The sequence below is a fragment of the Bradyrhizobium sp. 179 genome (assembly GCF_023073535.1).
In the GTDB taxonomy this organism is placed as follows: domain Bacteria; phylum Pseudomonadota; class Alphaproteobacteria; order Rhizobiales; family Xanthobacteraceae; genus Bradyrhizobium.
In genome coordinates, this window is sequence record NZ_JADPJR010000116.1 from 264,558 (window position 1) to 290,287 (window position 25,730).

The 25,730-nt window shown below is 63.9% G+C and carries 26 protein-coding genes and 2 tRNA genes; 15 read left to right on the forward strand and 13 right to left on the reverse strand.

Annotated features, from left to right (window positions below):
• Nucleotides 1–48: 48 nt before the first annotated feature.
• The 3 genes from rpsA to aroA form a co-directional block, all read right to left on the reverse strand.
• Nucleotides 49–1,755: a 30S ribosomal protein S1 gene (gene rpsA / locus IVB12_RS27965; protein WP_247276520.1), complete on the reverse strand. Its 1,707-nt coding sequence runs from the start codon at nucleotides 1,753–1,755 to the stop codon at nucleotides 49–51.
• A 266-nt stretch (nucleotides 1,756–2,021) separates the two neighbouring features.
• Nucleotides 2,022–2,660, reverse strand: coding sequence for a (d)CMP kinase (cmk, locus tag IVB12_RS27970; protein ID WP_247303918.1), 639 nt, complete (start codon nucleotides 2,658–2,660; stop codon nucleotides 2,022–2,024).
• On the reverse strand, nucleotides 2,657–3,994 hold the full coding sequence (aroA, locus tag IVB12_RS27975; protein ID WP_247303919.1) for a 3-phosphoshikimate 1-carboxyvinyltransferase: 1,338 nt from the start codon (nucleotides 3,992–3,994) through the stop codon (nucleotides 2,657–2,659). Before aroA ends, cmk begins: the two co-directional genes overlap by 4 nt.
• Nucleotides 3,995–4,153: 159 nt before the next feature.
• Here aroA and IVB12_RS27980 point away from each other — a divergent pair, with 159 nt between their 5' ends.
• From IVB12_RS27980 to IVB12_RS27990, 3 genes are all read left to right on the forward strand, one after another.
• Nucleotides 4,154–4,561 (forward strand): TIGR02300 family protein, encoded by a 408-nt coding sequence (locus tag IVB12_RS27980; protein WP_247303920.1) that lies wholly within the window; start codon nucleotides 4,154–4,156, stop codon nucleotides 4,559–4,561.
• Between the two features lie 93 nt (nucleotides 4,562–4,654).
• A tRNA-Ala gene (locus IVB12_RS27985) sits at nucleotides 4,655–4,730 on the forward strand.
• A 136-nt stretch (nucleotides 4,731–4,866) separates the two neighbouring features.
• On the forward strand, nucleotides 4,867–5,109 hold the full coding sequence (locus IVB12_RS27990; RefSeq protein WP_247276524.1) for a GIY-YIG nuclease family protein: 243 nt from the start codon (nucleotides 4,867–4,869) through the stop codon (nucleotides 5,107–5,109).
• 16 nt (nucleotides 5,110–5,125) lie between these two features.
• Here the strand turns inward: IVB12_RS27990 and IVB12_RS27995 are convergent, their stop codons facing one another.
• Nucleotides 5,126–5,587 carry a MarR family transcriptional regulator gene (locus IVB12_RS27995; protein ID WP_247303921.1) on the reverse strand — a complete coding sequence of 154 codons (462 nt, stop codon included), beginning with the start codon at nucleotides 5,585–5,587 and terminating at the stop codon, nucleotides 5,126–5,128.
• Nucleotides 5,588–5,739: 152 nt separating this feature from the next.
• Here IVB12_RS27995 and IVB12_RS28000 point away from each other — a divergent pair, with 152 nt between their 5' ends.
• The 10 genes from IVB12_RS28000 to IVB12_RS28045 all read left to right on the forward strand — a co-directional run bounded on the left by IVB12_RS28000 (nucleotide 5,740) and on the right by IVB12_RS28045 (nucleotide 14,220).
• Entirely contained in the window at nucleotides 5,740–6,165 is a 426-nt protein-coding gene (locus tag IVB12_RS28000) for an organic hydroperoxide resistance protein (RefSeq protein WP_247303922.1), read from the forward strand.
• Between the two features lie 177 nt (nucleotides 6,166–6,342).
• Complete coding sequence (locus IVB12_RS28005; RefSeq protein ID WP_247303923.1) at nucleotides 6,343–7,563, forward strand: CaiB/BaiF CoA-transferase family protein; 1,221 nt, start codon at nucleotides 6,343–6,345, stop codon at nucleotides 7,561–7,563.
• A gap of 307 nt (nucleotides 7,564–7,870) precedes the next feature.
• On the forward strand, nucleotides 7,871–9,187 hold the full coding sequence (ugpB, locus tag IVB12_RS28010; RefSeq protein WP_247303924.1) for a sn-glycerol-3-phosphate ABC transporter substrate-binding protein UgpB: 1,317 nt from the start codon (nucleotides 7,871–7,873) through the stop codon (nucleotides 9,185–9,187).
• 50 nt (nucleotides 9,188–9,237) lie between these two features.
• Nucleotides 9,238–10,119 (forward strand): sn-glycerol-3-phosphate ABC transporter permease UgpA, encoded by an 882-nt coding sequence (ugpA, locus tag IVB12_RS28015; protein ID WP_247303926.1) that lies wholly within the window; start codon nucleotides 9,238–9,240, stop codon nucleotides 10,117–10,119.
• Nucleotides 10,119–10,967: a sn-glycerol-3-phosphate ABC transporter permease UgpE gene (gene ugpE / locus IVB12_RS28020; protein ID WP_247303927.1), complete on the forward strand. Its 849-nt coding sequence runs from the start codon at nucleotides 10,119–10,121 to the stop codon at nucleotides 10,965–10,967. Before ugpA ends, ugpE begins: the two co-directional genes overlap by 1 nt.
• 119 nt (nucleotides 10,968–11,086) lie before the next feature.
• A complete protein-coding gene (locus IVB12_RS28025) occupies nucleotides 11,087–12,166 on the forward strand; it encodes a sn-glycerol-3-phosphate import ATP-binding protein UgpC (protein ID WP_247303929.1) in 1,080 nt (359 codons plus the stop codon).
• Nucleotides 12,167–12,547: 381 nt separating this feature from the next.
• Nucleotides 12,548–12,973: an Hsp20 family protein gene (locus IVB12_RS28030; protein ID WP_014438749.1), complete on the forward strand. Its 426-nt coding sequence runs from the start codon at nucleotides 12,548–12,550 to the stop codon at nucleotides 12,971–12,973.
• 50 nt (nucleotides 12,974–13,023) lie between these two features.
• The gene (locus IVB12_RS28035; protein ID WP_007598581.1) at nucleotides 13,024–13,296 is read left to right on the forward strand and encodes a DUF1150 domain-containing protein; all 273 of its coding nucleotides are present in this window, start codon (nucleotides 13,024–13,026) and stop codon (nucleotides 13,294–13,296) included.
• 133 nt (nucleotides 13,297–13,429) lie between these two features.
• Nucleotides 13,430–13,726, forward strand: coding sequence for a type II toxin-antitoxin system Phd/YefM family antitoxin (locus IVB12_RS28040; RefSeq protein WP_247303930.1), 297 nt, complete (start codon nucleotides 13,430–13,432; stop codon nucleotides 13,724–13,726).
• Nucleotides 13,723–14,220 (forward strand): type II toxin-antitoxin system VapC family toxin, encoded by a 498-nt coding sequence (locus tag IVB12_RS28045; protein ID WP_247303932.1) that lies wholly within the window; start codon nucleotides 13,723–13,725, stop codon nucleotides 14,218–14,220. Before IVB12_RS28040 ends, IVB12_RS28045 begins: the two co-directional genes overlap by 4 nt.
• A gap of 425 nt (nucleotides 14,221–14,645) precedes the next feature.
• Here the strand turns inward: IVB12_RS28045 and ptsN are convergent, their stop codons facing one another.
• The 8 genes from ptsN to IVB12_RS28085 all read right to left on the reverse strand — a co-directional run bounded on the left by ptsN (nucleotide 14,646) and on the right by IVB12_RS28085 (nucleotide 22,585).
• Nucleotides 14,646–15,107, reverse strand: a complete 462-nt coding sequence (gene ptsN / locus IVB12_RS28050) for a PTS IIA-like nitrogen regulatory protein PtsN (RefSeq protein ID WP_027514736.1) — start codon at nucleotides 15,105–15,107, stop codon at nucleotides 14,646–14,648.
• Between the two features lie 220 nt (nucleotides 15,108–15,327).
• The gene (gene raiA, locus IVB12_RS28055; RefSeq protein WP_247303934.1) at nucleotides 15,328–15,930 is read right to left on the reverse strand and encodes a ribosome-associated translation inhibitor RaiA; all 603 of its coding nucleotides are present in this window, start codon (nucleotides 15,928–15,930) and stop codon (nucleotides 15,328–15,330) included.
• Between the two features lie 83 nt (nucleotides 15,931–16,013).
• Complete coding sequence (gene rpoN / locus IVB12_RS28060; RefSeq protein WP_247303936.1) at nucleotides 16,014–17,642, reverse strand: RNA polymerase factor sigma-54; 1,629 nt, start codon at nucleotides 17,640–17,642, stop codon at nucleotides 16,014–16,016.
• An 89-nt stretch (nucleotides 17,643–17,731) separates the two neighbouring features.
• A complete protein-coding gene (gene lptB / locus IVB12_RS28065; protein ID WP_247303939.1) occupies nucleotides 17,732–18,739 on the reverse strand; it encodes an LPS export ABC transporter ATP-binding protein in 1,008 nt (335 codons plus the stop codon).
• A gap of 247 nt (nucleotides 18,740–18,986) precedes the next feature.
• Entirely contained in the window at nucleotides 18,987–19,700 is a 714-nt protein-coding gene (locus tag IVB12_RS28070) for an LptA/OstA family protein (RefSeq protein WP_247303941.1), read from the reverse strand.
• Nucleotides 19,701–19,705: 5 nt separating this feature from the next.
• The gene (lptC, locus tag IVB12_RS28075) at nucleotides 19,706–20,443 is read right to left on the reverse strand and encodes an LPS export ABC transporter periplasmic protein LptC (protein ID WP_247303943.1); all 738 of its coding nucleotides are present in this window, start codon (nucleotides 20,441–20,443) and stop codon (nucleotides 19,706–19,708) included.
• Nucleotides 20,444–20,606: 163 nt separating this feature from the next.
• The gene (locus IVB12_RS28080) at nucleotides 20,607–21,221 is read right to left on the reverse strand and encodes a ribonuclease D (protein WP_247276537.1); all 615 of its coding nucleotides are present in this window, start codon (nucleotides 21,219–21,221) and stop codon (nucleotides 20,607–20,609) included.
• Nucleotides 21,222–21,334: 113 nt separating this feature from the next.
• Entirely contained in the window at nucleotides 21,335–22,585 is a 1,251-nt protein-coding gene (locus tag IVB12_RS28085; RefSeq protein ID WP_247303946.1) for a UbiA family prenyltransferase, read from the reverse strand.
• Nucleotides 22,586–22,934: 349 nt separating this feature from the next.
• Between IVB12_RS28085 and IVB12_RS28090 the strand changes: the two genes are divergently transcribed.
• Nucleotides 22,935–24,206: an MFS transporter gene (locus tag IVB12_RS28090; protein ID WP_247303948.1), complete on the forward strand. Its 1,272-nt coding sequence runs from the start codon at nucleotides 22,935–22,937 to the stop codon at nucleotides 24,204–24,206.
• A gap of 113 nt (nucleotides 24,207–24,319) precedes the next feature.
• Here the strand turns inward: IVB12_RS28090 and IVB12_RS28095 are convergent.
• Nucleotides 24,320–24,406: transfer RNA gene (locus tag IVB12_RS28095), tRNA-Leu, on the reverse strand.
• A 150-nt stretch (nucleotides 24,407–24,556) separates the two neighbouring features.
• Here IVB12_RS28095 and IVB12_RS28100 point away from each other — a divergent pair.
• Complete coding sequence (locus tag IVB12_RS28100; protein ID WP_247303950.1) at nucleotides 24,557–25,522, forward strand: complex I NDUFA9 subunit family protein; 966 nt, start codon at nucleotides 24,557–24,559, stop codon at nucleotides 25,520–25,522.
• Nucleotides 25,523–25,730 lie beyond the last annotated feature (208 nt).

Consider the following 25,730-nt stretch of genomic DNA (forward strand, 5'->3'; position numbering starts at 1 on the left):
AGCCCCGGCTCGCGCCGGGGCTTCGATGCAGCGAAACGTGCGTTTCGCTTACTTGTTGTCGCGGTTCTTGAGCGCGGTGCCCAAGATGTCGCCGAGCGTCGCACCCGAATCGGAGGAGCCGTACTGCGCGATGGCTTCCTTTTCTTCGGCGACTTCGAGCGCCTTAATCGACACCTGGACCTTGCGGGCCTTCTTGTCGAACTGGATCACGCGGGCATCGACCTTCTCGCCGACGGCAAAGCGTTCGGCGCGCTGGTCGTTGCGGTCACGGGCGAGCTCCGAGCGCTTGATGAAGGTCGAGAAGTCGGTACCGGCGATCTTCACCTCGATGCCGCTCTCCTTCACTTCGAGCACTTCGCAGGTCACGACCGCGCCCTTCTTGACATCGCCGGGCTCCGCGAAGGGGTCGCCTTCGAGCTGCTTGATGCCGAGCGAGATGCGCTCCTTCTCGACGTCCACGTCGAGCACCACGGCCTTGACCATGTCGCCCTTCTTGTAGTTGTCGATCACCTGCTCGCCCGGAAGCTTCCAGTCGAGGTCGGAGAGGTGGACCATGCCGTCGACGTCGCCTTCGAGACCCAGGAACAGACCGAACTCGGTCTTGTTCTTGACCTCGCCTTCGACCACCGAACCGGTCGGGTGAGCTTCGACGAAGACCTCCCAGGGATTGCGCATGGTCTGCTTGAGGCCGAGCGAGATGCGGCGCTTGACGGAATCGACTTCCAGCACCTGCACGTCGACTTCCTGCGAGGTCGAAACGATCTTGCCGGGGTGCATGTTCTTCTTGGTCCACGACATCTCGGAGACGTGGATCAGGCCTTCGATGCCCGGCTCGAGCTCGACGAACGCGCCGTAGTCGGTGATGTTGGTGACGCGGCCGGTGAAGCGGGCACCCAGCGGGTACTTGGCTTCGATGCCCTGCCACGGATCATCCAAGAGCTGTTTCATGCCCAGCGAGATGCGGTGCGTCTCGTGGTTGATCTTGATGATCTTGACCTTCACGGTCTGGCCAATCGAGAGCACCTCGGTCGGATGGTTGACGCGGCGCCAGGCGATGTCGGTGACGTGCAGGAGGCCGTCGATGCCGCCGAGATCAACGAACGCACCATAGTCGGTGATGTTCTTGACCACGCCGTCGATGACCTGACCCTCTTCGAGATTCTGCACCAGCTCCTGACGCTGCTCGGCGCGGGTCTCTTCCAGCACGGTGCGGCGGGACACGACGATGTTGCCGCGACGGCGGTCCATTTTGAGGATCTGGAACGGCTGCGAATTGTTCATCAGCGGCGCGACGTCGCGGATCGGACGGATGTCGACCTGCGAGCGCGGCAGGAAGGCCACGGCACCGTCGAGGTCGACGGTGAAGCCGCCCTTGACCTGGTTGAAGATGACCCCGTTGACCTTCTCGTTGTTCTGGAACGCCTTCTCGAGCTTGCCCCAGCTCTCTTCGCGGCGCGCCTTGTCGCGCGACAGCACGGCTTCGCCGAGGGCGTTCTCGATGCGATCGAGGAACACTTCCACCTCGTCGCCGACCTTGATCTCGCTGTCACGGCCGGGGCCGGAAAATTCGCGCAGGGCAACGCGGCCCTCGGTCTTCAGGCCGACGTCGATGACGGCCATGTCCTTTTCAATTGCAACCACCTTGCCCTTGACGACGGAGCTTTCCTGCAGGTTGCCGCCTGCGAAGGACTCGTCGAGCATCGCGGCGAAATCGTCGCGCGAGGGGCTATAGGTATCAGCAGAAGTCGAAGCCATTTGTTCTCCAGTTGCGGAAGTCTTGCCGGCCGTTGGGTTCATGGGCGCATCGCACACGCAGTGTCGGAAGGTCCGCAAGACCTTCGAGCGACCGCTCGCGGCTCCGGCTCGGTGCTGGAGCAGCGGAAGCGGGCCGGCTGAGGCCCGCGCGTTCGATACGTGGAAATTCTTGTCCGGAGCCTGGATCGCGTCGGCCCCAAATAGGGACCGAAGGTTATCGACCTCAAAGAGCGGGAGCGGGCGCTTCCTCCAATGACGGCTGCGGCTTAACCCCGCGACCGGCCCGCTCGGACGGCCTCGATAATGTCGATGGCGGCCCGGACGCCGCCTTCTATATCCAGTTGGGAGTTATCAAGCAAGTAAGCATCCGGCGCCGGCTTTAAAGGCGCAATCGGCCGGTTCTTGTCGCGCTCGTCGCGCTGGATGATGTCGGCGAGCACGGCCGCCTCGTCCGCCTCTTCCCCCCGCGCCCGCGCCTCCATGGTCCGGCGGTGAGCGCGGACCCTGGGGTCGGCGACGACGAAAATCTTCACGTCGGCATGGGGGCAGATCACGGTTCCAATGTCCCGGCCATCGAGCACGGCGCCGGGCGGATCGGCGGCGAATTGCCGCTGGAAATTGACCAGGACCTCGCGGACTCTCGGAATGGCCGAGACGATGGAGGCCCCCTCGCCGACCGTCTGGGTCTTGAGGACGGGATTGCCGAACTTTTCGGGGTCGAGTTCCAGCGCCGCCGCGACCGCGGCTGCCTCGTCGCGGAGATCGTGACCGGACTGCATCAGCTCGTAAGCCACTGCGCGATAGATGACGCCGGTATCGAGATGACGATAACCGTAATGGTGGGCGAGGCGCTTGCCGAGCGTCCCCTTGCCCGAGGCTGCGGGCCCGTCGATGGCGATGATCATGAAAACTCGGCCCCTAGCGAACGCATCATCGGAATGAAATCCGGAAAGCTGGTGGCGATGAAGGCGGTGTCGTCGACGCCGACCGGCTGGTCGGACGCGCAACCCATCACCAGCGCGGACATCGCGATGCGATGGTCCATGTGGGTGGCAACAACGCCCCCGCCGGGCACGTGACCGCGGCCTTCAACGATCAGATCATCACCGGAGACCTCGACCTTGACGCCGTTGACGCGAAGCATGTCGGCCGTGGCCTCGAGCCGGTCGGATTCCTTGACGCGCAGCTCTTGCAGGCCGCGCATGATGGTCGTGCCCTCGGCGAAAGCGGCCGCGACGGCCAATACGAGGTATTCGTCGATCATCGAGGGCGCGCGCTCCGGCGGCACCTCGACACCGCGCAGCTTCGACGCGCGCACGCGCAGCTGGGCCATCGGCTCGCCGGCGTCGCGTCGCACGTCGCTCTCCTCGATCGAGGCGCCCATTTCGCGCAGCGTGGTGAACAGGCCGGTGCGCAGCGGATTGGTCATTACGTCCGACAGGACGACGTCGGAGCCCTCGGCGATCAGCGCGGCAACGACGGGGAAGGCCGCCGAGGACGGGTCGGCCGGCACGATGACGTTGGCACCGTGCAGCTCTGGCTGGCCTTGAAGCGTGATGCGGCGGCTGTGCTGCCCTTCCTTCGTGGAGGTGATGGCGGCACCAAAATGCTGCAGCATCAGCTCGGTATGGTCGCGGCTCGCCTCGGTCTCGATCACCGTGGTCGTGCCCGGCGCAGCCAGGCCCGCGAGCAGCACGGCCGATTTGATCTGGGCCGAGGCGACCGGGGTCTTGTAGGTGATCGGCAGCGGATCGCGCGCGCCCTGCAGGGCCAGCGGCAGACGGCCGCCCTCGCTGCCCGACACGACCCTGGCGCCGATCTGTTCGAGTGGATCGAGGATCCGGCGCATCGGGCGGCTGCGCAGCGAGGCGTCGCCGTCGAACACCGCCGAGATCGGGCATCCCGCGACGGCGCCCATGACCAGGCGGCAGCCGGTGCCGGAATTGCCGAAATCCAGCGCCGCCTTGGGCTGGGCGAAGCCACCGACGCCGACGCCGTTCACCGTCCAGGCGAAATCGCCGGTGCGCTCAACCCTGGCGCCCAGCGCCTGCATGGATTTGGCGGTGTTGAGGACGTCTTCGCCCTCGAGCAGGCCCGAAACCCGGGTCTCGCCGACCGCGAGCGCCCCCAGGATCAGGGCGCGGTGGGAGATCGACTTGTCACCGGGTACCCGTACTTTCCCGGTCAGGGGGCCGCTGGCGCGAGACTGCAGCGGCCGCGGTTGGTCGGAATGGGTCAAGATTGTGTCCTTGGATGCGCCCCTAAGGGGCTGGGGGCAGGTACCACATGGTCCGTGCCCCGTCACGGGGATGTCGTTCTCCCGTAATGCGCTATTGACAGCGGGCCGCCAACTAGCCAAGTGAAGCACCGCTTTTCAGACATTCCCAGGATTCCTGCCGTGGCCAAGTCCGAACTCGGAACTAAACGTATTTGCCCGACCACGGGCAAGAAGTTCTATGACCTCAACAAGAATCCGGTGATCTCGCCCTATACCGGCGAAGTGGTGCCGATCGCCCCGGTTGCGCCCGCACGTGCGTCGCGCGGCGCCGAGGCCCGCAGCATGGCCCCGGACACGACGCCGGAGCCGGCAGAGGCCGAGGAGTTGGTCTCGCTCGAGGAGGCTGACGCCGAGGAGAACACCGGCAAGGTCAAGGCCGTCGTGCCGGAGTCCGAGGACGACATCGAGGTCGACGAGACCATCGAGGACGACGATGACGACGATTCGACCTTCATTGCCGACGACGAAGAGGGCGATGAGGACGTGACCGACATCATTGGTGATGTCGGAGGTGATGAAGAGACTTGAGATCAGCCCTGATCTGTGAAAAAGGGTGCACCGCGCGAGTCACCAGGGCTCGCCGGTTGGGGTGATCCACCAGGTTCATCCGGTCTAAGTTAAGGGGCCATAGCTCAGCTGGGAGAGCGCTTGCATGGCATGCAAGAGGTCGGCGGTTCGATCCCGCCTGGCTCCACCACGCTTCGCCCTTCGGGCTCTGCGTGGCGCAGCCACGCAGAGCCCGAAGGGTGAAGCGTGGTGTCCGGCGTAGCCCGAAGGGGCGAAGACGGACTGGTGCGACGCCCACTTAACGACTACCCAGGCGATAGCCGTCAATGTGGTACGTCTACATTCTCCAAAGCGTTGACTTTCCTGATCAGGAATACATCGGCGCCACGGAAGATTTGAAGCGGCGAATTCCGGAACACAATGCCGGCAAATCTAGCCACACCGCTAAGTATAAGCCTTGGAAACTGATCTGGTACTGCGCCTTCCCCGACAAGTACAAAGCTCTGGCGTTTGAAAAGTACCTGAAGTCTCATTCCGGCCGCGCCTTCACGAAGAAGCGGCTTTCCTAGGCTCTGACGAACTTCCCTACTCCCCGATCACCGCATTGAGCCGGTCGCGCAATGCGACGATCTCGTCCTTCATTGCGACCAGTTCCGACGCCGAGCAATCCGACGCCGCCAGAATGGATTGCGGCACGCTGCGTGCCTTGTCCTTCAGCGCGTGGCCCTGCGGCGTCAGGGCGATCAGCACCTGACGCTCGTCCTCGCTCGAGCGGGTGCGCCTCACGAGATGGGCGGCCTCGAGCCGCTTGAGCAGCGGCGTCAGCGTGCCGGAATCCAGGAACAGCTTCTCGCCGATATCCCTGACCGGTACGTCGTCGCGCTCCCATAGCACCAGCATCACCAGATATTGCGGATAGGTCAGGCCGAGCCGGTCGAGCAGCGGCTTGTAGACACGATTGAAAGCATGCGCGGCCGAATAGACCGCGAAGCAGATCTGATTGTCGAGCCGCAGCGGCGCGTCCGCTGCCGATGGTTTCCGGGCCATGGGGACTCTCGCGGGATTTGCCCGTATTGTGGGGCCGGGCGGCCGTAAATTCAATTGCAAACAATTAAATGTGAGGCATTGCAATTTGAGTTGCGCGCAATCTAATTGTCTGCGATACAGATCGCGTCCACCCGAACCCGAGGGAGATGAAAATGTCCGTGAACGTCCTCTACAAGACCAGTGCCAAGGCGACCGGCGGCCGCGACGGCCATGCTGCAACGCTCGACGGCGCGTTCGACGTCAAGCTGACCACGCCGAAGGAGCTCGGCGGCGGAGGCGGCGCCGGCAACAACCCCGAGCAGCTGTTTGCGGCGGGCTATGCCGCCTGCTTCATCGGCGCGATGAAGTTCGTGGCGTCGCAGGGCGGCCCCAAGGTTCCCAATGACGCGTCCGTCACCTCGATTGTCGGCATCGGCCCGCGCTCCGAGGGCGGTTTTGGTCTCGACATTGATCTCGCCGTCTCGCTGCCGGGCCTGGCTCGCGCCGAGGCTGAGGCGCTGGTCGAGAAGGCGCACCAGGTGTGCCCGTACTCCAACGCCACGCGCGGCAATGTCGACGTTCGCCTGACGGTCGTCTGACCGCAATTGCGGATTGGCTGGCCCGAGATCCCCCTCGGGCTGGCTGCTTTCCATTGGTTTGCCGTTCCGCGGGATTGCGCTGCGGCGGCGCATACGGCCCCACGGGCGGAGCCATTGCTGGGATGCACGAACCTCGCTAGGCCTGTGATCAAGCATCGACACAGGGGAAGCGAAGGCATGAATTCTGAAGCCGCGGGTTCTGAAGCCGGTCTGGGTGCCATGAGTGGATTGCGCGTCATCGATCTCACGCGCGTGCTCGGCGGTCCCTACTGCACCCAGATCCTCGCCGACCACGGCGCCGACGTGATCAAGGTCGAGCCGCCGGCGGGCGACGAGGTGCGCGAATGGGGCCCTCCCTTCCATGAGGAGGATGCGGCCTATTTCGTCGGCATCAACCGCAACAAGCGCTCGATCGGCCTCGACCTCGCCTCCGAAGGGGGCCGCGCCGTGCTGCTGAAGATGCTGGAGACGGCCGACGTCCTGATCGAGAACTTCAAGCCGGGCACATTGGAGAAATGGGGCATCGGCAACGAGGTGCTGCGCGCAGAATTCCCGCGCCTCGTGCACTGCCGGATCTGCGGCTTCGGCGCCGACGGTCCGCGCGGCGGCAATCCCGGCTATGACGCCATCATCCAGGCCATGACCGGCATGATCGCGGCGACCGGCTCTCCGGAGAGCGGCCCGATGCGGATCGGCGTGCCGCTGGTCGACATCACCACTGGCCTGTACGCGGCGATCGGCATCCTGATGGCGCTATCGGAGCGCCAGCGCTCCGGCAAGGGCCAGTTCCTGGAGACGACGCTGTACGAGACCGGCCTTGCCATCATGCATCCGCACACCGCCAATTATTTCATGCATGGCAAGCCACCTGCGCTCACCGGCAACGAGCATCCCAACCTCGTGCCTTACGCGATCTTCCCGACGAAAACCGACAACATCTTCATCGGCGTCGGCAATGACGGCACTTTCCGCAAGCTCGCCAAGGAGATCGGCAAGCCCGAGCTCGGCACCGATCCGCGCTTTGCCCGCAACAAGGACCGCATCGCCAATCGCGAGGCGCTGCGCGCCGAGCTCGCCGCGGTGTTCAGCCAGCACGAGGCCGAACCGCTGTGCAACCGCCTGCTCGCGGCGGGCCTGCCCGCTGGCCCGGTGCAGAAAATCGACCAGGCACTCACGAATCCCCACACGATCGCGCGCGGCGATATCATCGAGAAGGATTGGTACAAGGGCGTCGCCTCGCCGATCCGGCTCGACCGCAGCAAGCCGAGCCTGCGCCGCCTGCCGCCGAAATTCAGCCAGCACGCGGCGGAGGTGCTGGGCGAGTTCGGCTACTCCAGGGCGGAGATCGACGCGATGGTCGAAAAGGGCGTGGTCTGCGGCCCCGAGCGCAAGCGCTGAGGCCTCGTGAAATAGACCTCAGCGTTGCCGCAACGGCGGTGCGCACCCTCCCCGCTTGCAAGCGGGAGAGGTGTTCGAGACCGCCGCCTGATAGACAACTCACGTCATCCAATGCCGCACTGCGGCGCGAGCACGCGTGTGCAGCGCGAACGCACGGCGCGGTCTCCCGCACGCCTTCGCCTATTTTCCGGCTTCCCTTTTCCAGCGCTTGCCGCTTTCGTTTCGGCCGCTTACACAGTCATGTGAACGTCATATGGCACTGCTAGCGCAAGCGCTTCTTTATTGACGGGCAAGGGAGGTTTTCTTGATGGCTCTTCGACATTTTGGTGCGGCTGCGGCTGTCGCGGCCACGGTTGGCATGATGGCCTCGCCGGCCCTGGCCGTGACCGAGATCCAGTGGTGGCACGCGATGACCGGCGCCAACAACGACGTCATCGTCAAGCTCGCCACCGACTTCAACGCGTCGCAGAGCGACTACAAGGTGATCCCGACCTACAAGGGCAACTACCCCGACACGATGAACGCAGGCATCGCGGCCTTCCGCGCCGGCAATGCGCCGCACATCATGCAGGTGTTCGAGGTCGGCACCGCCACCATGATGGCGGCGACCGGCGCGGTGAAGCCGGTCTACAAGCTGATGGCCGAGACCGGCGAGAAGTTCGATCCCAAGGCCTACCTGCCCGCGATCACCGGCTATTACTCGACCTCGAAGGGCGAGATGCTGTCCTTCCCGTTCAACTCGTCGTCGACGGTGATGTGGGTCAACCTCGACGAGCTGAAGAAGGCGAACGTCGCAATCCCGAAGACCTGGCCTGAAGTGTTCGACGCCGCCAAGAAGCTGCACGACAACGGCCACCCCACCTGCGGCTTCTCCAATTCCTGGGTCACCTGGGTCAATCTCGAACAGCTCTCCGCCTGGCACAACGTGCCGCTATCGACCAAGGCCAATGGCCTCGACGGCTTCGACACCGTGCTTGAATTCAACGGCCCGCTTCAGGTCAAGCACCTCGAGAAGCTGGTCGAGCTCCAGAAGGACAAGACTTACGATTATGCCGGCCGCACCAACACCGGCGAAGGCCGCTTCACGTCGGGTGAATGCCCGCTCTATCTGACCTCCTCGGCGTTCTTCGGCAACGTCAAGGCGCAGGCCAAGTTCGCCTTCACCGCCGTGCCGATGCCCTATTATCCCGACGTGAAGGGCGCACCGCAAAATTCGATCATCGGCGGCGCCTCGCTCTGGGTGATGGGCGGCAAGTCGGCCGACGAGTACAAGGGCGTCGCGAAGTTCCTGGGCTTCCTCTCCGACACCGACCGCCAGGTCTATATCCACAAGGCCTCCGGCTATCTGCCGATCACCAAAGCGGCCTATGAGAAGGCCAAGGCGGAAGGCTTCTACAAGGATCAGCCCTATCTCGAGACCCCGCTGCTCGAGCTGACCAACAAGGAGCCGACCGAGAATTCCCGCGGCCTGCGCCTTGGCAACATGGTGCAGCTCCGTGACGTCTGGTCGGAAGAGATCGAGCAGGCGCTCGCCGGCAAGAAGACCGCCAAGCAGGCGCTCGATGCCGCCGTCGAACGCGGCAACACGATGCTGCGGCAGTTCGAAAAGACCGCCGTGAAGTGAAGGCGATCGGCGGCAGGCCGGTTACCCGGCCTGCCGCTCCTGCGCGCATCATGCAAAAACAAGCCATTTTCCAATCGAAGCTATTGCCCTACGCGCTGGTTGCGCCGCAGCTCGCGATCGTCCTGATTTTCTTCTACTGGCCGGCGTTGCAGGCAGTGATCCAGTCCTTCCTGCTCCAGGACGCCTTCGGTCTTTCGACGAGCTTCGTCTGGTTCGACAACTATCTCGAGCTTCTGCAGGACCGCGCCTATTTCGAAGCGATCGTGCGGACCTTCTTCTTCTCGTTCGCCATCGCGGTCTCGTCGCTCTCGTTTGCGCTGCTCCTTGCCGTGATGGCGGACAAGCCGCTGCGCGGCTCGATGCTCTACCGCACGCTGCTGATCTGGCCCTATGCGGTGGCGCCGCCGGTCGTCGGCGTGCTCTGGATTTTCATGCTGCATCCCTCGCTGGGCGTGCTCTCGCGCTATTTGCGCGTCCTCGGCATCGACTGGAATCCGCTGCTCGACGGCGACCAGGCAGCAACGCTGATCATCCTCGCCGCCGCCTGGAAGCAGATCTCCTATAATTTCCTGTTCTTCCTCGCGGGCCTGCAGAGCATCCCGCGAAGCGTGCTGGAGGCCGCCGCGATCGACGGCGCGCGCCCGATGCGCAGGTTCTGGACCGTGACCTTCCCGCTGCTGTCGCCGACCATCTTCTTCCTTTTGGTCGTCAACATCGTCTACGCCTTCTTCGACACGTTCGGCATCATCGACACCATGACCCGCGGCGGTCCCGGCAAGTCGACGGAGACGCTGGTCTACAAGGTTTATTCCGACGGCCTGCTCGGCGGCAATCTCGGCAGCTCCGCGGCGCAATCGGTGATCCTGATGATCATGGTGATCGTGCTGACGGGAATCCAGTTCCGCTTCGTCGAACGCAAGGTGACCTACTGATGGTCGAGGAAGAAGGCTTTCGGCGCTACGTCGCTCATATCATCCTCTGGATCGGGATCGCGATCGTCGCCTTCCCCGTCTACATCGCGATCGTCGCCTCGACCCAGGACAACGCGCTGATCGCGAACGGACAGATGTCGCTGCTGCCCGGCGGTCAGTTCTTCAAAACTTACTACCAGACGATCTTCATCGGCACGAGCGGCTCGACTCGCGAACCGGTCGGCAACATGATGCTGAACTCGCTGGTGATGGCGCTCTTGATCGCGGTCGGCAAGATCGCGATCTCGATCATCTCGGCCTATGCGATCGTGTATTTCCGCTTTCCGTTCCGGATGCCGATCTTCTGGCTGATCTTCATCACCCTGATGCTGCCGGTCGAGGTGCGCATCTATCCGACCTACAAGATCGTCGCCGATCTGCACATGCTCGACAGCTATGCCGGCCTGTCGCTGCCACTGATCGCGTCGGCCACCGCAACGCTGCTGTTCCGCCAGTTCTTCATGACCGTGCCGGACGAGCTTTTGGAAGCTTCGCGGATCGACGGCGCCGGCCCCTTGCGCTTCTTCTGGGATACGCTGCTGCCGCTGTCGCGCACCAACATGGCGGCGCTGTTCGTGATCCTGTTCATCCTCGGCTGGAACCAATACCTCTGGCCGCTGCTGATCACCACCCGCGACGACATGCAGACGATCCAGATCGGCATCCGCAAGATGATCACCACCACCGACGCGCTGACCGAATGGCCGATCGTGATGGCAACTGCCGTGCTGGCCATGCTGCCGCCGGTGTTCGTCGTCGTCGCCATGCAGAAGCTGTTCGTGCGCGGCCTAGTCGAGACGGAAAAGTGAGGGGCGAATGGCGAATAGTGAATGGCGAATGGTCCGCCGACGATTGAATGGCTGCGGCATTCCACACAGCCCCACTACTCGCCACTCACGATTCGCCATTCGCGCGAGCGGAGCGAGCAATGGCTAACGTCACCCTGCGCAACGTTCGCAAGACCTATCCCGGCGGCTTCGAAGCCATCAAGGGCATCGACGTCGATGTCGGCGACGGCCAGTTCTGCGTGCTGGTCGGCCCCTCCGGCTGCGGCAAGTCGACCTTGCTGCGCATGGTCGCGGGGCTGGAGACCGTCACCGGCGGCGAGATCGACATCGGCGGCCGCATCGTCAACCAGGTCGAGCCCGCCGATCGCGACATCGCGATGGTGTTTCAGAACTACGCGCTCTATCCGCATATGAGCGTCTACAACAACATGGCCTATGGTCTGCGCAACCGCGGAATGGCGGAAGCCGAGATCAAGACCCGCGTCGGGGAAGCGGCGCGCGTGCTCGAGCTCTCCGCCATGCTGGAGCGCAAGCCGCGCCAGCTTTCCGGCGGCCAGCGCCAGCGCGTCGCCATGGGCCGCGCCATCGTGCGCCAGCCGAAGGTGTTTCTGTTCGACGAGCCGCTCTCCAACCTCGATGCCAAGCTGCGCATCGCGATGCGCGTCGAGATCCGCAGATTGCAGCGCCGGCTCAACACGACGTCGATCTACGTCACCCATGATCAGCTCGAGGCGATGACGCTCGCCGACATTTTGGTCGTGATGAATGGCGGCCAGGTCGAGCAGGTCGGCAATCCCCTCGCGATCTACCAGCAGCCGGCTACGACCTTCGTCGCCTCTTTCATCGGCGCGCCGCCGATGAACCTGATGTCCACCCGTCCCGACGAGATCAAGTCGCAGCTCGGCGGCAGCGAGGCCGGCATCCTCGGCATCCGCCCGGAAGACTTCGTCATCACCGAGCAGGCGCCCGCCGGCGGCGTCGCGCTGCCCCTCACCGTTGAAGCGATCGAACGCGTCGGCGCCGAAACCTTCGTCTACGGCTCGCGGGCTCAGGAAGACCAGCGCGTCGCCGCCACGCCCGGCGAGCTGCCGCCCGGCGAGGTCATCGTCCGCCTTCCCGGAACCGAGGCGCCAGCCATCGGTCAGCAGATCCGCGTCGCAGCGGTTCGCCAAAAGCTGCATTTGTTCAGCGGCGATGGGCGGAAGCGGTTGGAAGCCTGACCGGGTTCCGAAGGGGCAGCTAACAAAAAGTGCGAAAACAACCCCATGCACAGTAGAAGGGGCTTGTTTTCATTGACATAAATCGCCCTGCATTTTGCCGTCCCCGAACTTGTCCCGGGCATTGCTCCTGGTGTCGAGAGAACGGTCGTGGGAATATCGGCGAGCGGAAGCGGCGCCGTCTTACGGACGGCCATGCCCCAGCCATGACAATGCGCAAACGCTCTACGCGAAGCAAACCGCACCACATGCGGGAATGCCACCTGTGCAGGGCTCGTGCTACCTGCTTGAACCCACACGGGGATATGCCCATATTGCTGACCAAGGGGTGCCGCTTGCGGGCTCCGACACACCAAAGTCGCTTCTGCGAGGACTTTGTAAACTATGTCTCGTGTTCCAACGCTCTCCAGTCCCTTCCTGCTGGGCTTCGACGAGATCGAGCGCGTGCTCGATCGCGTCGTCAAAGGCGCCGACGGTTATCCTCCCTACAATATCGAGAGGTGCGACCGGTCGGACGGCCAGCCCGAGCGTTTGCGCATCACGCTGGCGGTCGCCGGCTTCACCCGCGACCAACTCGATGTAACCATTGAGGAAAACCAGCTCGTGATCCGCGGGCGGCAGCAGGACGACAAGACCCGGCAATACATCCACCGCGGGATCGCCGCGCGCCACTTCCAGCGCACCTTCGTGCTGGCGGAGGGGATGCTGGTGCTGGGTGCGGATCTGAAGAACGGGCTGTTGTCGGTCGATCTGGCCCGGCCTGAGCCGGAGCGGATCGTTAAGACAATCGCTATCAATGAGCACGAATAATGGAACGAGTAGCGGACTCGACCGCTTAGTGTTCCAGAGGAGTCGAGACCATGAGTGAAGGTCACGTTGCGTTCGAATACGAAGCCAAGAATGTCTCGCCGGAGACGCTGGCAACCCTCGGCGAAGGCCATATCGCCTATGTGAAGCAGATCCGCTCCGAGGACGTGCCGGGCCTGTTTCCCGAAGCGCCGAAAATCGCGCCGGGCCTCAAGCTGTTCGCGCTTCACGCCGCCGACGGCACGCCGATCATGCTGACCGACAGCCGCGAAGCCGCGATCGCCAATGCCTGGAGCAACGAGCTGCAAGCGGTGAGCGTGCACTGAGCGGTGAGCTGACCAAGCACAGCAGCAGAGATTCGAATGGGCATGCTCTCGCACGAGAGCATGCCCATTTCGCTTTGACGGATGAATTCAAACCTTTTAGATTCTGGTCGTTCTGACTAGATGCGAGAGCCACATGCCCCCAGTCAAGCGCAACGCCTCCAAGAGGGGCTCCCGATCTGGGCGATGGAGCCTTCAGGACGCGAAAGCGCATTTCAGCGAGGTCGTGAGGGAAGCTCAACGCACGGGACCGCAGCGGGTTACCCTGCATGGCAAGGACGCAGCGGTAATCGTCGGGGCCGACGATTTTGACCGTCTTCAGAATCCCCCGAGCGGCCGCGATCTCGTGAAGATGCTCGCGGACTCTCCCTTGGCGGACATCGAATTTGACCGGCTTACCGTGAAGTCCAGGGTTCGGGACATCGAACTTTGAGAGGTTGGCTGCTCGACACCAATGTCGTTTCTGAGCTGCGCAAGCCCAATGCCAACCCCGCCGTTGTAGGCTTCATCAATGCTCAACGAGGCGAAACGCTGTTCGTCACGGACGTCACCTTTGCCGAGATCGTCTACGGCATCGAGCAGCTGGGTGATCCGGCCCGACGGGCCGATCTTCGCTCGTGGCTCGATAACTCTCTTCGACCGTTCTTCAGTGGACGAGTTCTTGGTATCACCGAAGAAGTGATCATTCGATGGAAGACGATGGTCGCCGATGGACGGAAACGCGGACGCACTTTCGGTCAACCGGACTTGTTCATCGCGACAATTGCAGCCTTGCAAGATCTGGCTGTCGTGACGCGCGATGTAAGCGAGTTTGTCGAAGCAGGAGTGCCTACGTTCGATCCGTGGACGAGCACGTTTCACCACCGAGACAAGAACGCATCAGTGGCATCGCCCATCACCCTCGAAAAGATCGTCGCCCTTCTCTGAAATATGGCTTCACGCGAAGAGGTGCCCGTTTTGCGTTTCGAGCAAGACCAGGCCAGCTGGCTGCAGCAGAGGCAGCCGATCACGCTCAAGAAATCGAAACAAGAGCAGCGGCCAGGGCGTCAGCAGGGCGGACCCGATCGAGAGTCGGCCGGGGGGTTTTCCGCCTTGCTGGACCGGATTGAGTCAAATGGCGTGCGGACCGTTGTGGTCGAGGAAGCGTCAAGGTTTGGGCCAGCTGATCGTCCAAGAGGTCGGCATCATCGCGCTGATCGAGCGCGGGGCCCGGGTGCTTACCAGCTCCGGCGACGATCTCACAGAGAGGGGCGATCCGCTCAAGATCACCACGGGGCAGATCGCGGGCGTATTCGCCCAGCTAGACTCGCACTTACGTCGGCAGGTGCGGGACAACTTGAACACTCGGTCTGTTACGCCGCCGTCGCCGGCGGCAGGGCCAGCACCGAATAGATCGCCTGGGCGTCGCGCGAGGCGCGGAGTTTTTTGGCGATGTCCTGGTCGCGCAAGAGGCGAGCGATGCGGGCGAGTGCCTTGAGATGGTCGGCGCCGGCGCCTTCGGGGGCGAGTAGCAGGAAGACGAGATCGACCGGCTGGCCGTCCATCGATTCGAAATCGATCGGGCGATCGAGGCGCGCGAACAGACCAAAGATCTTTTCGAGCTTGGGCAGCTTGCCGTGGGGAATGGCGACGCCGTAGCCGACTGCGGTGGTGCCGAGCTTTTCGCGCTGAAGCAGCACCTCGAACACGGAGCGTTCGTTCTGCCCGGTCAGCTCGGCGGCCTTGGCCGCGAGTTCCTGCAAGGCCTGCTTCTTGCTGTTGACTTTCAATGCCGGGAGAATCGCCTCGGGTGCGACCAGATCGGTAATCGGCATGGAAGCTTTCCGAGGTGAATTAAGCCGTCAGGTTCCGATTTGGCCAGCTTGATAGACCAAGCTGCGCCGACGTCAATAACATGAAGCAGGAGGCGGACTTAGCCCCGGTCCTGATGTGGGGCGCTTCTACTCCAACGCAATCCCGGTGCCAACTCCCGCGTGCGGCTTTGCCACGGACATTGTTAAAGGCCCGGGATGGTACGGAGCCCGGGTCTCGGCCCTAAACATCGGACTTACCGTCCCCCTTGGCCCCCGGCGGGTCGATCCAGCCGACATTGCCATCCGCCCGGCGGTAAATGATGTTCACCCGGCCCGAGGAGCCGTGCTGGAAGACCAGGCAGGGCGCCCCGCTCAGGTCGAGTTCCATGACGGCCTCGCTGACCGAGAGGCGCTTCAGCGAGGTGGTTTGCTCGGCGATGATGACGGGGCTGTAGCCGGCGACCTCGTCCTCGCCCTCGGGCGCCTCGAGCACATAGCTCGTGGCATCGAGCGCCGCCATCGCCTCGGAGGCGGCATGGGCCTTGCGGGCGGAACGGTCCTTGAGGCGATTCTTGTAGCGGCGCAGCCGCTTCTCGATCATCACCAGCGCCTGGTCGGCGCTGGCATAGGCATCCGGCGCGTTCGAATCGGCCTCCAGCGTGATTCCCGAATCGAGATGCAGCGCGCAATCGGTGCGGAAGCCGAAGCCGTCCTTGCTCAGCGTGATGTGACCGGAATAATTGCCGTCGAAATATTTGCGCAGCACCTCATCCGTGCGCTCGGCAACGCGGCCGCGCAGGGCCTCGCCGACGCTGATGCTCTTTCCCGAAATTCGAAGAGTCATGTGATGCCTCGCTTGGTTCAAGTGCCTAGCTTGGATCGGTCTCGATGGGACATCGAGAGTAGCGCGATTTCGCGCCAGCGCAATCAGGCCGGCTCGGTGTTGCGGGGGCGATCGGACATTGCGGTGGCGAGGACGTTACCAAGAGCGCTCTGCTTGTCGCGGCGGCGTTGCACCGAAGAGGGAATGCGCATGGCTTCGCGGTACTTCGCGACCGTGCGGCGGGCAATATCAATGCCCGAAGCGCGCAAGCGTTCCACGATGGTGTCATCCGACAGGATTGCCGTAGGCGCTTCCGAATCGATCAGCTGCTTGATGTGGTGCCGCACCGCTTCGGCGGAATGCGCCTCGCCGCCGTCAGCCGAGGCGATCGAGGCCGTAAAGAAATATTTCAGCTCGAACGTGCCGCGATTGGTCGCCATGTATTTGTTGGCGGTAACGCGCGACACCGTGGATTCATGCATCTGGATGGCGTCCGCGACGGCCTTCAGATTGAGCGGCCGCAAATGTGCCACGCCATGGGTGAAGAAGCCGTCCTGCTGGCGCACGATCTCGGTTGCAACTTTCAGGATGGTGCGGGCGCGCTGGTCGAGTGCGCGCACGAGCCAGGTCGCGTTCTGGAGCGCATCGGTGAAGTAGGATTTGTCGCCGTCCTTGCCGATCTTCTTCGACAGCTCGGAATAGTAGGTCTGGTTGACAAGCACGCGCGGAAGGGTGTCGCTGTTGAGCTCGACATGCCAGCCACCGTCGGGACCGGGGCGGACATAGACATCGGGCACCATGGTCTGCAGCCGCGCCGAGCCGAACTTCATGCCGGGCTTGGGATTGAGGCGGCGGATCTCGCCGATCATGTCGGCGATGTCCTCGTCGTCGACGCCGCAGACTTTGCGCAAGGACGCGATGTCGCGCTTGGCGAGAAGATCGAGATGCTCGACCAGGGCCTGCATCGCCGGATCGTAGCGGTCGAGCTCGCGGAGCTGGATCGCCAGGCATTCGCTCAAATTGCGCGCGCAGACGCCGGGTGGATCGAATTTTTGCAGCACGGCAAGGACTTCCTCGACGTCCTGTTGCGATGCGCCGAGACGCTCGGCGGCCTGGCCGAGATCGCCCGGCAGATAGCCGGCCTCGTCGACGAGGTCGATCAGGTACTGGCCGATCATGCGCTGCGCCGGCGCGGTGAAGGCAACCGAGAGCTGCTCGGCAAGATGGTCCGACAGGGTCCTCTCTGCCGCGACGAACGCTTCGAGATTGTAGGGTTCATCGCCGGAGGCACCACCGCCCCACTCGGTGTAAGTGGTCGGCGCGGCATCTTGGGCATTGCGCGCGGCCGCCTCGGCCGGCTCCTCGGAGAAGACGTTGTCGAGGCCGGTGTCCAGGGTCTGCTCGATCTCGGCGCGGGTGCCGAGATCCTTGCTCATCCATTCTTCCTGCCCAGGCTCGAACGCCTCCGCGCTGCCGCCAAAGCCGTCGTCACCAACTCCTTCACCTTGGCCGCCTTCGTCGCCATCGCCGAACTGGCTGACCTCCGCGGGCGCTTCAGCGCCGCCGGCCTCGTCATTGGCCCGCTCCAGCAGGGGGTTACGCTCGAGTTCCTCCTCCACGAAGGTCGTGAGATCGAGATTGGACAATTGCAGCAGCTTGATCGCCTGCATCAGCTGCGGCGTCATGACCAGCGACTGCGATTGCCGGAACTCTAATCTCTGCGTAAGCGCCATGAAGCAAGAACCGTTCCCAAAATTGGTCCGATTTTTGCTTATCCTAGTCCGGGCCCGATGTACACGCCTTGACGCCGCGCAAAAACAAACTAGAGGCGGAATTCCTCGCCAAGGTAAAGCCGGCGCACGTCCGGATCGGCGACGATCTCATCCGGGGTACCCTCGGTCAGGATTTCACCGGCATAGACGATGTAGGCACGATCGGTGAGGCCGAGCGTTTCGCGCACATTGTGGTCGGTGATCAAGACCCCGATGCCGCGATTGGTGAGATGGCGGACGAGGTCCTGGATATCGCCGACCGCGATCGGATCGATGCCGGCGAAGGGCTCGTCGAGCAGCATGTAGTTTGGCCGCGTCGCCAACGCGCGCGCGATCTCGACGCGCCGGCGCTCACCGCCTGATAGCGCGATCGACGGAGATTTCCTGAGGCGCGTGATGTTGAACTCGTCGAGCAGCGAATCGAGCTGGTGTTCGCGTTTCTTGCGCGAGGGCTCGACCACTTCGAGCACCGCGCGGATGTTCTGCTCGACGGTGAGGCCGCGGAAGATCGAGGCCTCCTGCGGCAGATAGCCGATGCCGAGCCGCGCGCGCTGATACATCGGCAGCTTGGTGACATCGTGCCCGTCGAGCTCGATCGCGCCGCGATCGGCCTTGATCAGGCCGGTGATCATGTAGAACACGGTGGTCTTGCCGGCGCCGTTCGGGCCGAGCAGGCCGACCGCTTCGCCGCGGCGCACGTAGATGCTGACGCCGCGCACCACCTGACGGCTGCCGAAGGCCTTTTCCACACTGTGCACAGCCAGGAAGCCAGGCCGCCGCAGCAGCTGCCCGCCTGTACCAGTGGATCTGCTGCCAGCCGTGACCGGGTGAACCGCCTGTGGACGCGGCGGCTCGGCTTGATAGTCGGCTTGATGGTCTCCTTGGAACTGGTCGGGCGCACGCATCGGCTGGCTCCGGGCGGTCGGCGGCGCATCCCGCACCGGGCTGGTGACGAGACCGCCGACATTGTCACCGAGCGCGGTGATGTCCTGACGCGCAAATCCTGGCCGGCCGCGTTTGGCGGGTCGCCGACGGAACATGCTGAAGAGATCGACCATCCCCGCCTTCTAGCCTTTCACGACGATCCTGCACGACAATCCTGCACGATGATCCGCGCGTGATCCCGCGATCTGCCGCACCGGCCTTTGCGATCCGCCGCTGCAGCCTGAGTGAGGGATGTCTCATGCCCAGTGAAACACGCCCGAAAAGCGGCGAACCCCGCTTCGAAAGCCCTTCGCGCTAGATACAGTCTTGCTGGGCAAGCTTCAACCTCGTCTCGGGAGCATCCGAGACAAGTGATTGAATTTACTTTTGTTTACTTGCGCCTGGCAACTGCAGAGGCGGCGCGTTGCCGGGTTTGGCGCCCTGGCCGCAATCATTGCCGCCGCCCTGCGGCAGCAGGGCCTGGACCCGGCCGCTCTCGGATTCCACGCGCGACACGCCCGTGGTCATGTCGACCATCAGGCGGTCGCCGCGCAGCACGTTCTTGCATTGCGTCAAGACCACGCCTCCGAGCATGGTGATGAGGTTGGTCTTGGTGTCGAACACGGCGGTCTCGCCCGTTACCACCTGGTCCTTCTGAGTGACCACGACATTGCCGCGCGCCTCCAGCCGCTTGATCGCGGAGCTGCCGCCTGGGCCGGGCGTTGCCGACTGCATCGGTGCCGCCTTCGCGCCCTTCGCCGCCGGCTGCGGCGCGGCCGGCTTGTCGCCGCCGCCCGATTCGTAAAACACCACCAGCGTCTTCGAGGTCATGGTGGTGTCGCCCTGCACGACCTTCACATTGCCGGCGAAGGTCGCCTCCTTCTTCTTGTCGCGCATCTCGAGCGAGGCGGCCTCGATCTGGATTGGCTGGTCGCGGTTTTGCGAAAAGCCCTGCATCGCGTTGGGCACGCCTTGCATCGTGCTCTGTGCAATGGCGGCCCCGCCAGCGACCACCGCTATGACGGCGGCGACAAGCACGGCTGTGCCGAGGACGGCGCTCCGCTTCTTGTCGCTGGGCGAAAAAAAACTGATCATTGAAATCACTTTGAATTGGCAGACTTGTTCTGAGGCATACGCGTCTTTGCAGGTGGCGCAGGCTCGGCCGGGGGCGCAGGCTGTGCGGCGGCGGGATCGTCCAGCTTATCCAGGTGCATCACCACATTGCCTTCGAAGCGGATGAGATCGCCGCCCTCGGTGATCCGCAGCCGGTCCGCAGTCAGCGTGCCGTTGGTCAGCTTGACGTCGACGCGCTCGTCGGAGGTGACCGTGCCCTTGTTCATGTCGACGAAGGCCGAGTTCAGCCGCGCCTCGTAGCCGGTCGAGGTGCGCAGCAAGATGTCCTTGTGCAGTTCGAGCTGCTGCTGCTTGTTGTCGAAACGGCCGGTGCGGGCGTCGAGGAACAGGGTGGATTGATCCTCCATCAGCACCTTCGCGCGCAGATCCGAAAGGTCGACATGATCAGGGTCGGTGATGTCCTGCGTCGCGGTCTTGGCCCAGAGCTCGTAGGGCCGCTGGTCCGGCGTGAAGCCGGCGAGGTGCGGCGTTTCCATGGTGATCTTGGTGCCCGACACCACCAGGTTTCCGGAGTCGAGCGGCAGCTTCGGCATCAGCATGCGGAACGGATTGAAGACCGACACGCCGACGATGGCGGCCATGGACAGCAGCACCGCGCCCGGCACCGCGACGCGCAGAATCCGCACCAAGCGGCTGTGGCGCGCCGCGCTGGCAAACTTCGCCGCAAGCGCGGCGTCGTAGGTGGGATTCTGGGCCGAATTCACCTGGACTCCTGATTCACCTGGGCTCCTGAAGTGGCGCTCGCCTTGTCCGGTGGAACGACGCCCCATTGTACCCGGCGCCGCCAAAATATGCAGCCGGCGACAGGCCGTTACGAAAGTGTCCGAAACGGGGCGGCAGCCCTGACCCTAGCGGCCACGAGCGGCATCAGGAATGCGCGAAAATGTCCTCTTCCGCCCAGCCCTGGAGGTCGAGCAGGGCGCGGGTCGGCAGGAAGTCGAAACAAGCTTGCGCCAGCGCGGAGCGGCCTTCCCGCACCAGCATGGCATCGAGCCGCTCGCGCAGGCCGTGCAGATGCAGCACATCGGAGGCGGCATAGGCGAGTTGCGGCTCGCTCAGGCTGTCGGACCCCCAGTCGCTGGACTGCTGCTGCTTGGAGAGGTCGATGTTGAGCACCTCGCGCACCAGGTCCTTCAGACCGTGGCGGTCGGTATAGGTGCGGGTCAGGCGGGAGGCGATCTTGGTGCAGTAGATCGGCCCGGTCATGACGCCGAAGGTCTGATACAGCACCGCGATATCGAACCGCGCGAAATGGAAGATCTTCGTGATGGCGGGATCGGCCAGCAGCGCCTTCAAATTCGGCGCGTCGGTGTGCCCCTTGGGGATCTGCACCACGTCGGCGCTGCCGTCGCCGGGCGAGAGCTGCACCACGCAGAGCCGGTCGCGGTGCGGGTTGAGGCCCATGGTCTCGGTGTCGATCGCCACCGCTGCGGTGTAGCGGGACAGGTCGGGCAGGTCGCCGCGATGCAGGCGTACGGTCATGGCGTTTCAAAACCTCGAATGGTCTGTCGGCAGAATAGGCTAATCGGGATTACCCGCGATGTATCCACTCACGGCGGGCCGCGCAAGCGCCGGCCGTGACCTTACGGGTCCGGTCAGATCGCCGCCAGCATGATGCAGATCATCGCCGCCACCGCGATGCGGCTGGGGCCGTCGCGGAAAGCGTAGATGATCGGATCGTCAGGCATCTCGCGGCGGTGCGCCATCATCAGGGCGCGGCCGAACCAGTACAGCAGCAGCGGGTTGAGCAGCCACAGCATCCAGGGACGGCTGTAGAGCGGCGTCACCGCGGAGGAGGAGACGTAAAGCGAGAACACGGTTGCCGCGTTCATCGCGCTCGCCGCCGCCATCGCGGCGATGACATGCAGATCAGTGATCCTGTAATCGCGGTTGGAAGGATCGGCGAGGCCCGCGCTCTCGCGCATGCTGAGCTCGCTGAAACGCTTGATGAGCGCCAGCGAGGTGAACACGAACAGCGAGAAGATCAAAAGCCATTCCGACAGCACCACCCCGACACCGACGGCGCCGGCAATGATGCGCAAGCTGTAGAGGCCAGACAGCGTCACGACGTCGACCAGCATCTTGCGCTTGAGCGCGAGCGAATAAGCGATCGTGGTGACGAGATAGGCGCCGAGCACGCCCAGGAAGAGAGGCGAGATGCAGAGGCTGGCGACGAGCGCGAACAGCCACAGCGCAGGAATCGCTGCTAGCGCCGCGGAGATCGGCAAATCGCCGGCCGCGAGCGGGCGATGGCGCTTGGTCGGATGCTGCCGGTCGGCCGAAAGATCCAGGAGATCGTTCATCAGATAGGCGCCCGACGCGCAGGCGGAGAACGCCATGAACGCCAGCAATGCATAGCCGAGCGTTGCAAGGTTCATCTGATGCGCGGTGAGCGCCGGCACGAACACCAGCGTGTTCTTGGCGTATTGATAGACGCGCAGGGCCTTGGCCCAGGTTTTCCAGCTGACGTGGCTGTGGCCGCGGCTCTCGATCCGCTCGATCGCGCCGCGATCGAACGGCAGCGTATGGCCCGCAGCCAGATCGGCCGGCGGCACGACGCCGTCAAAGCCAAGATGTGCGGCAATGCCCGCCGCATGATCGGCGAAGCGTCCGGCGACAAGATAGATCTTCGCGCCCTGCGCCCGCGCCGCCAGCGCCTGATTCAGCACATCGGAATCATAGGGCAGATGGGCATAGTCGATCTCGGCCTGCGCCAGGATGTCCGTGAGCGCGGCCATACCCGGGCGTCCGCCGGCGCCGAAGCGGGCCATCATGCGGCCGGGCGCACTGAACAGCGCTTCCATCAGCAGTTCGGAACGCAGCAGCGCGCCTTCCAGATCGATCACAAGCGTCGGCCCAGCCGCCGCAATTGCGGACGGTGTTGGGGCGCCAGAATCTTGCCAGGCAGGCTGCTCCATCCGGAAACGCTCTTACTTGCCGCAAAATGACCGGCCCAAAGGCCGGGGAGCAGGGGAAATGGATGCTCGCGAGCCTAGAGGAGCATTCGCTAAGGGCGGCTTAATTCCCCCAGACAGGAGCGGGCGGTTCGCGCGGGCGCCCTGTTGCCCGGATCCCACAACCTGCTCCGCGCCTCCCCTTACGGCAGAGCTTTTGCCTGCACCCGTGGACATCGTCGCCGTCCACCCTATCTGCCAGTTTCGCGCGCCCCGCCGCGCTTACGCTGAATCAGGTGCCATGACCGAACAGACGCTCGCCGCGGCCGTCAACGACCCCCAGGAACGCCAACGCGGCTTTTCGCGCTATCAGGCGCTCCTCATCGCGCTGCTCGCGTTCACGCAATTCACGATCATCCTCGACTTCGTCATCATGTCGCCGCTCGGCGCCATCCTGATGCCTGCGCTCGACATCACGGCCGGGCAGTTCGGCGTCGCGGTGTCGGCCTACGCGTTCAGCGCGGGGATCTCGGGCATCCTGGCCGCCGGCTTTGCCGATCGATTCGATCGCAAGCGCCTGCTGCTGTTCTTCTATGTCGGCTTCACGCTCGGGACCATGCTCTGCGCCGCCGCGCCGAACTACCATGTGCTGCTGCTCGGCAGGATCGTCACCGGTTTGTTCGGCGGCGTGATCGGCTCGGTCGTGCTCGCCATCATCACCGACCTGTTTCCGCTGCAGCTGCGCGGCCGCGTGATGGGCTTCATCCAGACGGCGTTTGCCGCAAGCCAGGTGCTCGGCATTCCCGCCGGGCTGTTTCTGGCCAATCACTGGAGCTGGCATGTCTGCTTCGCTGCGATCGTCGTGGTGTCGATCGCAGCGATCGCGGTCATCGCCTTCGCCATGGAGCCGGTCGATGCGCATCTGAAATTGAAGCAGGACAGAAACCCGTTCCGGCATTTGATCGCCACCGTCGGACAGAAGCGCTATACGCTGGCCTTCGCCGTCACGACGCTGCTGGCGACGGGCGGGTACATGCTGATGCCGTTCTCCAGCGCCTTCACCGTGCACAATCTCGGCATCGACATTGCGCATCTGCCGACGATCTATCTCGTCTCCGGCCTGTTCAGCATCGTCACGGGGCCTCTGGTCGGCAGGGCGAGCGACGCGTTCGGCAAATACCCGACCTTCGTGTTCGGCAGCGTGGTGTCGGTGATCATGGTGCTGACCTACACCCATCTCGGCCACGTCTCGCTGGCGACCGCGATCCTCGTCAACGTCCTGATGTTCGTCGGCATTTTCTCGCGCATGATCCCGTCACAGGCGCTGATGTCGGCGATTCCCGATCCGAGCCAGCGCGGCTCGTTCAGCGCGGTCAGCGCCTCGCTTCAGCAACTCTCCGGCGGGCTCGGCTCAGTGCTCGCCGCCGCCATCATCGCCCAAGCGGCGGACGGCTCGCTGATCCATTTCGACCGGCTCGGCTACGTCGTGGTCGCGACCACGATCGTCGCGCTGGGCGCGATGTACTTTGTGCAGAAGGCGGTGGCGGAGCGGGCGGGAAAGCGGGTGGTGTGAGGGCGGACGGGCTGATCTGTCCCAGCAAGGGACGAGGCCAAGTCGGTGCTTGGATCGTCGGCTACCATCGCGACTGATCGGAAGCAGCCCCATTTTGCGTCAAATCTTGCAAATGGTGCCCAGGAAAGGACTCGAACCTTCACGGCCGTTAAGCCACTGGCACCTGAAGCCAGCGCGTCTACCAATTCCACCACCTGGGCATGCCGTTTGGGGCACGGAGGCGGTTACTACGGTTCGGTGACGCCGTTGTCAATTCATGCGTGAAGCCTGTTGCGGGATGCCGATTGCGCATCGCAAACCGGCCCGATACAAGCCTGACAACCCCTTACCCACCTGCAGGAACCGACCCCATGGCATCGAATCTGGACACGCTCGTCACGGTTTTCGGCGGATCGGGGTTTTTGGGCCGGAATGTCGTCCGCGCCCTGTGCAAGCGCGATTACCGGATCCGGGTCGCGGTGCGGCGGCCGGAACTCGCCGGATATCTCCAGCCCTCCGGCAAGGTCGGGCAGGTCCACACCGTGCAGGCCAATTTGCGCTACCCGGCCTCGGTCGAGGCGGCGCTGCGCGATTCGCATGTCGTGATCAACCTCGTGGGCGTCCTCACCGAGAGCGGCGAGCAGACCTTTGACGCCGTCCAGGCCAAGGGCGCCGAGACCGTCGCCAAGGCGGCGGCCGCCGCCGGCGCCAGCCTGGTGCATGTCTCCGCGATCGGCGCCGACGCGGAATCGCCGTCGCGCTATGCCAAGGCCAAGGCGGCCGGCGAAGTCGCGGTCTTGGCCGCCGCGCCGTCGGCGACGATCTTCCGCCCCTCCGTGATGTTCGGGCCCGAGGACCAGTTCACCAACCGCTTTGCCGCGCTGGGGCGAATGTTGCCGGTGCTGCCGCTGATCGGCGGCGAGACCAGGATGCAACCGGTCTATGTCGGCGACGTCGCCACCGCGATCGCCGATGCCGTCGATGGCAAGGCCAAGGCCGGCGCGACCTATGAGCTCGGCGGGCCGGAGGTGCTGAGCATGCGCGAGATCATCGAGACCATCCTCGAGATCACGGACCGCGAGCGAATGCTGATTCCGCTGCCGTTTGGGCTCGCCCGCTTCAAGGCTGCCTTCCTGCAATTCGCGCCGGGTGCGCTGAAGCTGACGCCGGACCAGGTCACGATGCTCGAACGCGACAATGTCGTGTCGGATGCAGCGAAGGCCGCTGGCCTGACGCTGGAAGGGCTCGGCATCACGCCGGATTCGCTGGAGGCGATCGCCCCGCAATATCTCTGGCGCTTCCGCGCGGCCGGCCAGTTCCAGCGCAAGAGCGCGTGAGGTTTGGTTGCCTCTCCCGCTTGCGGGTGAGGTCGGATTGCGAACCAATCCGGGTCAGGGCTTTCTCCTCTTGGGGAGAGTCTCTCTGTGGAAGCACCCTCTCCCCGACCCTCCCCCGCAAGCGCAGGGGAATCGCATATGGATTTCTCTGGCCTATTGCATTGGAGAGCAAGAGAGATTCTGAAGACGACTCCCAGAGCATGGAGGG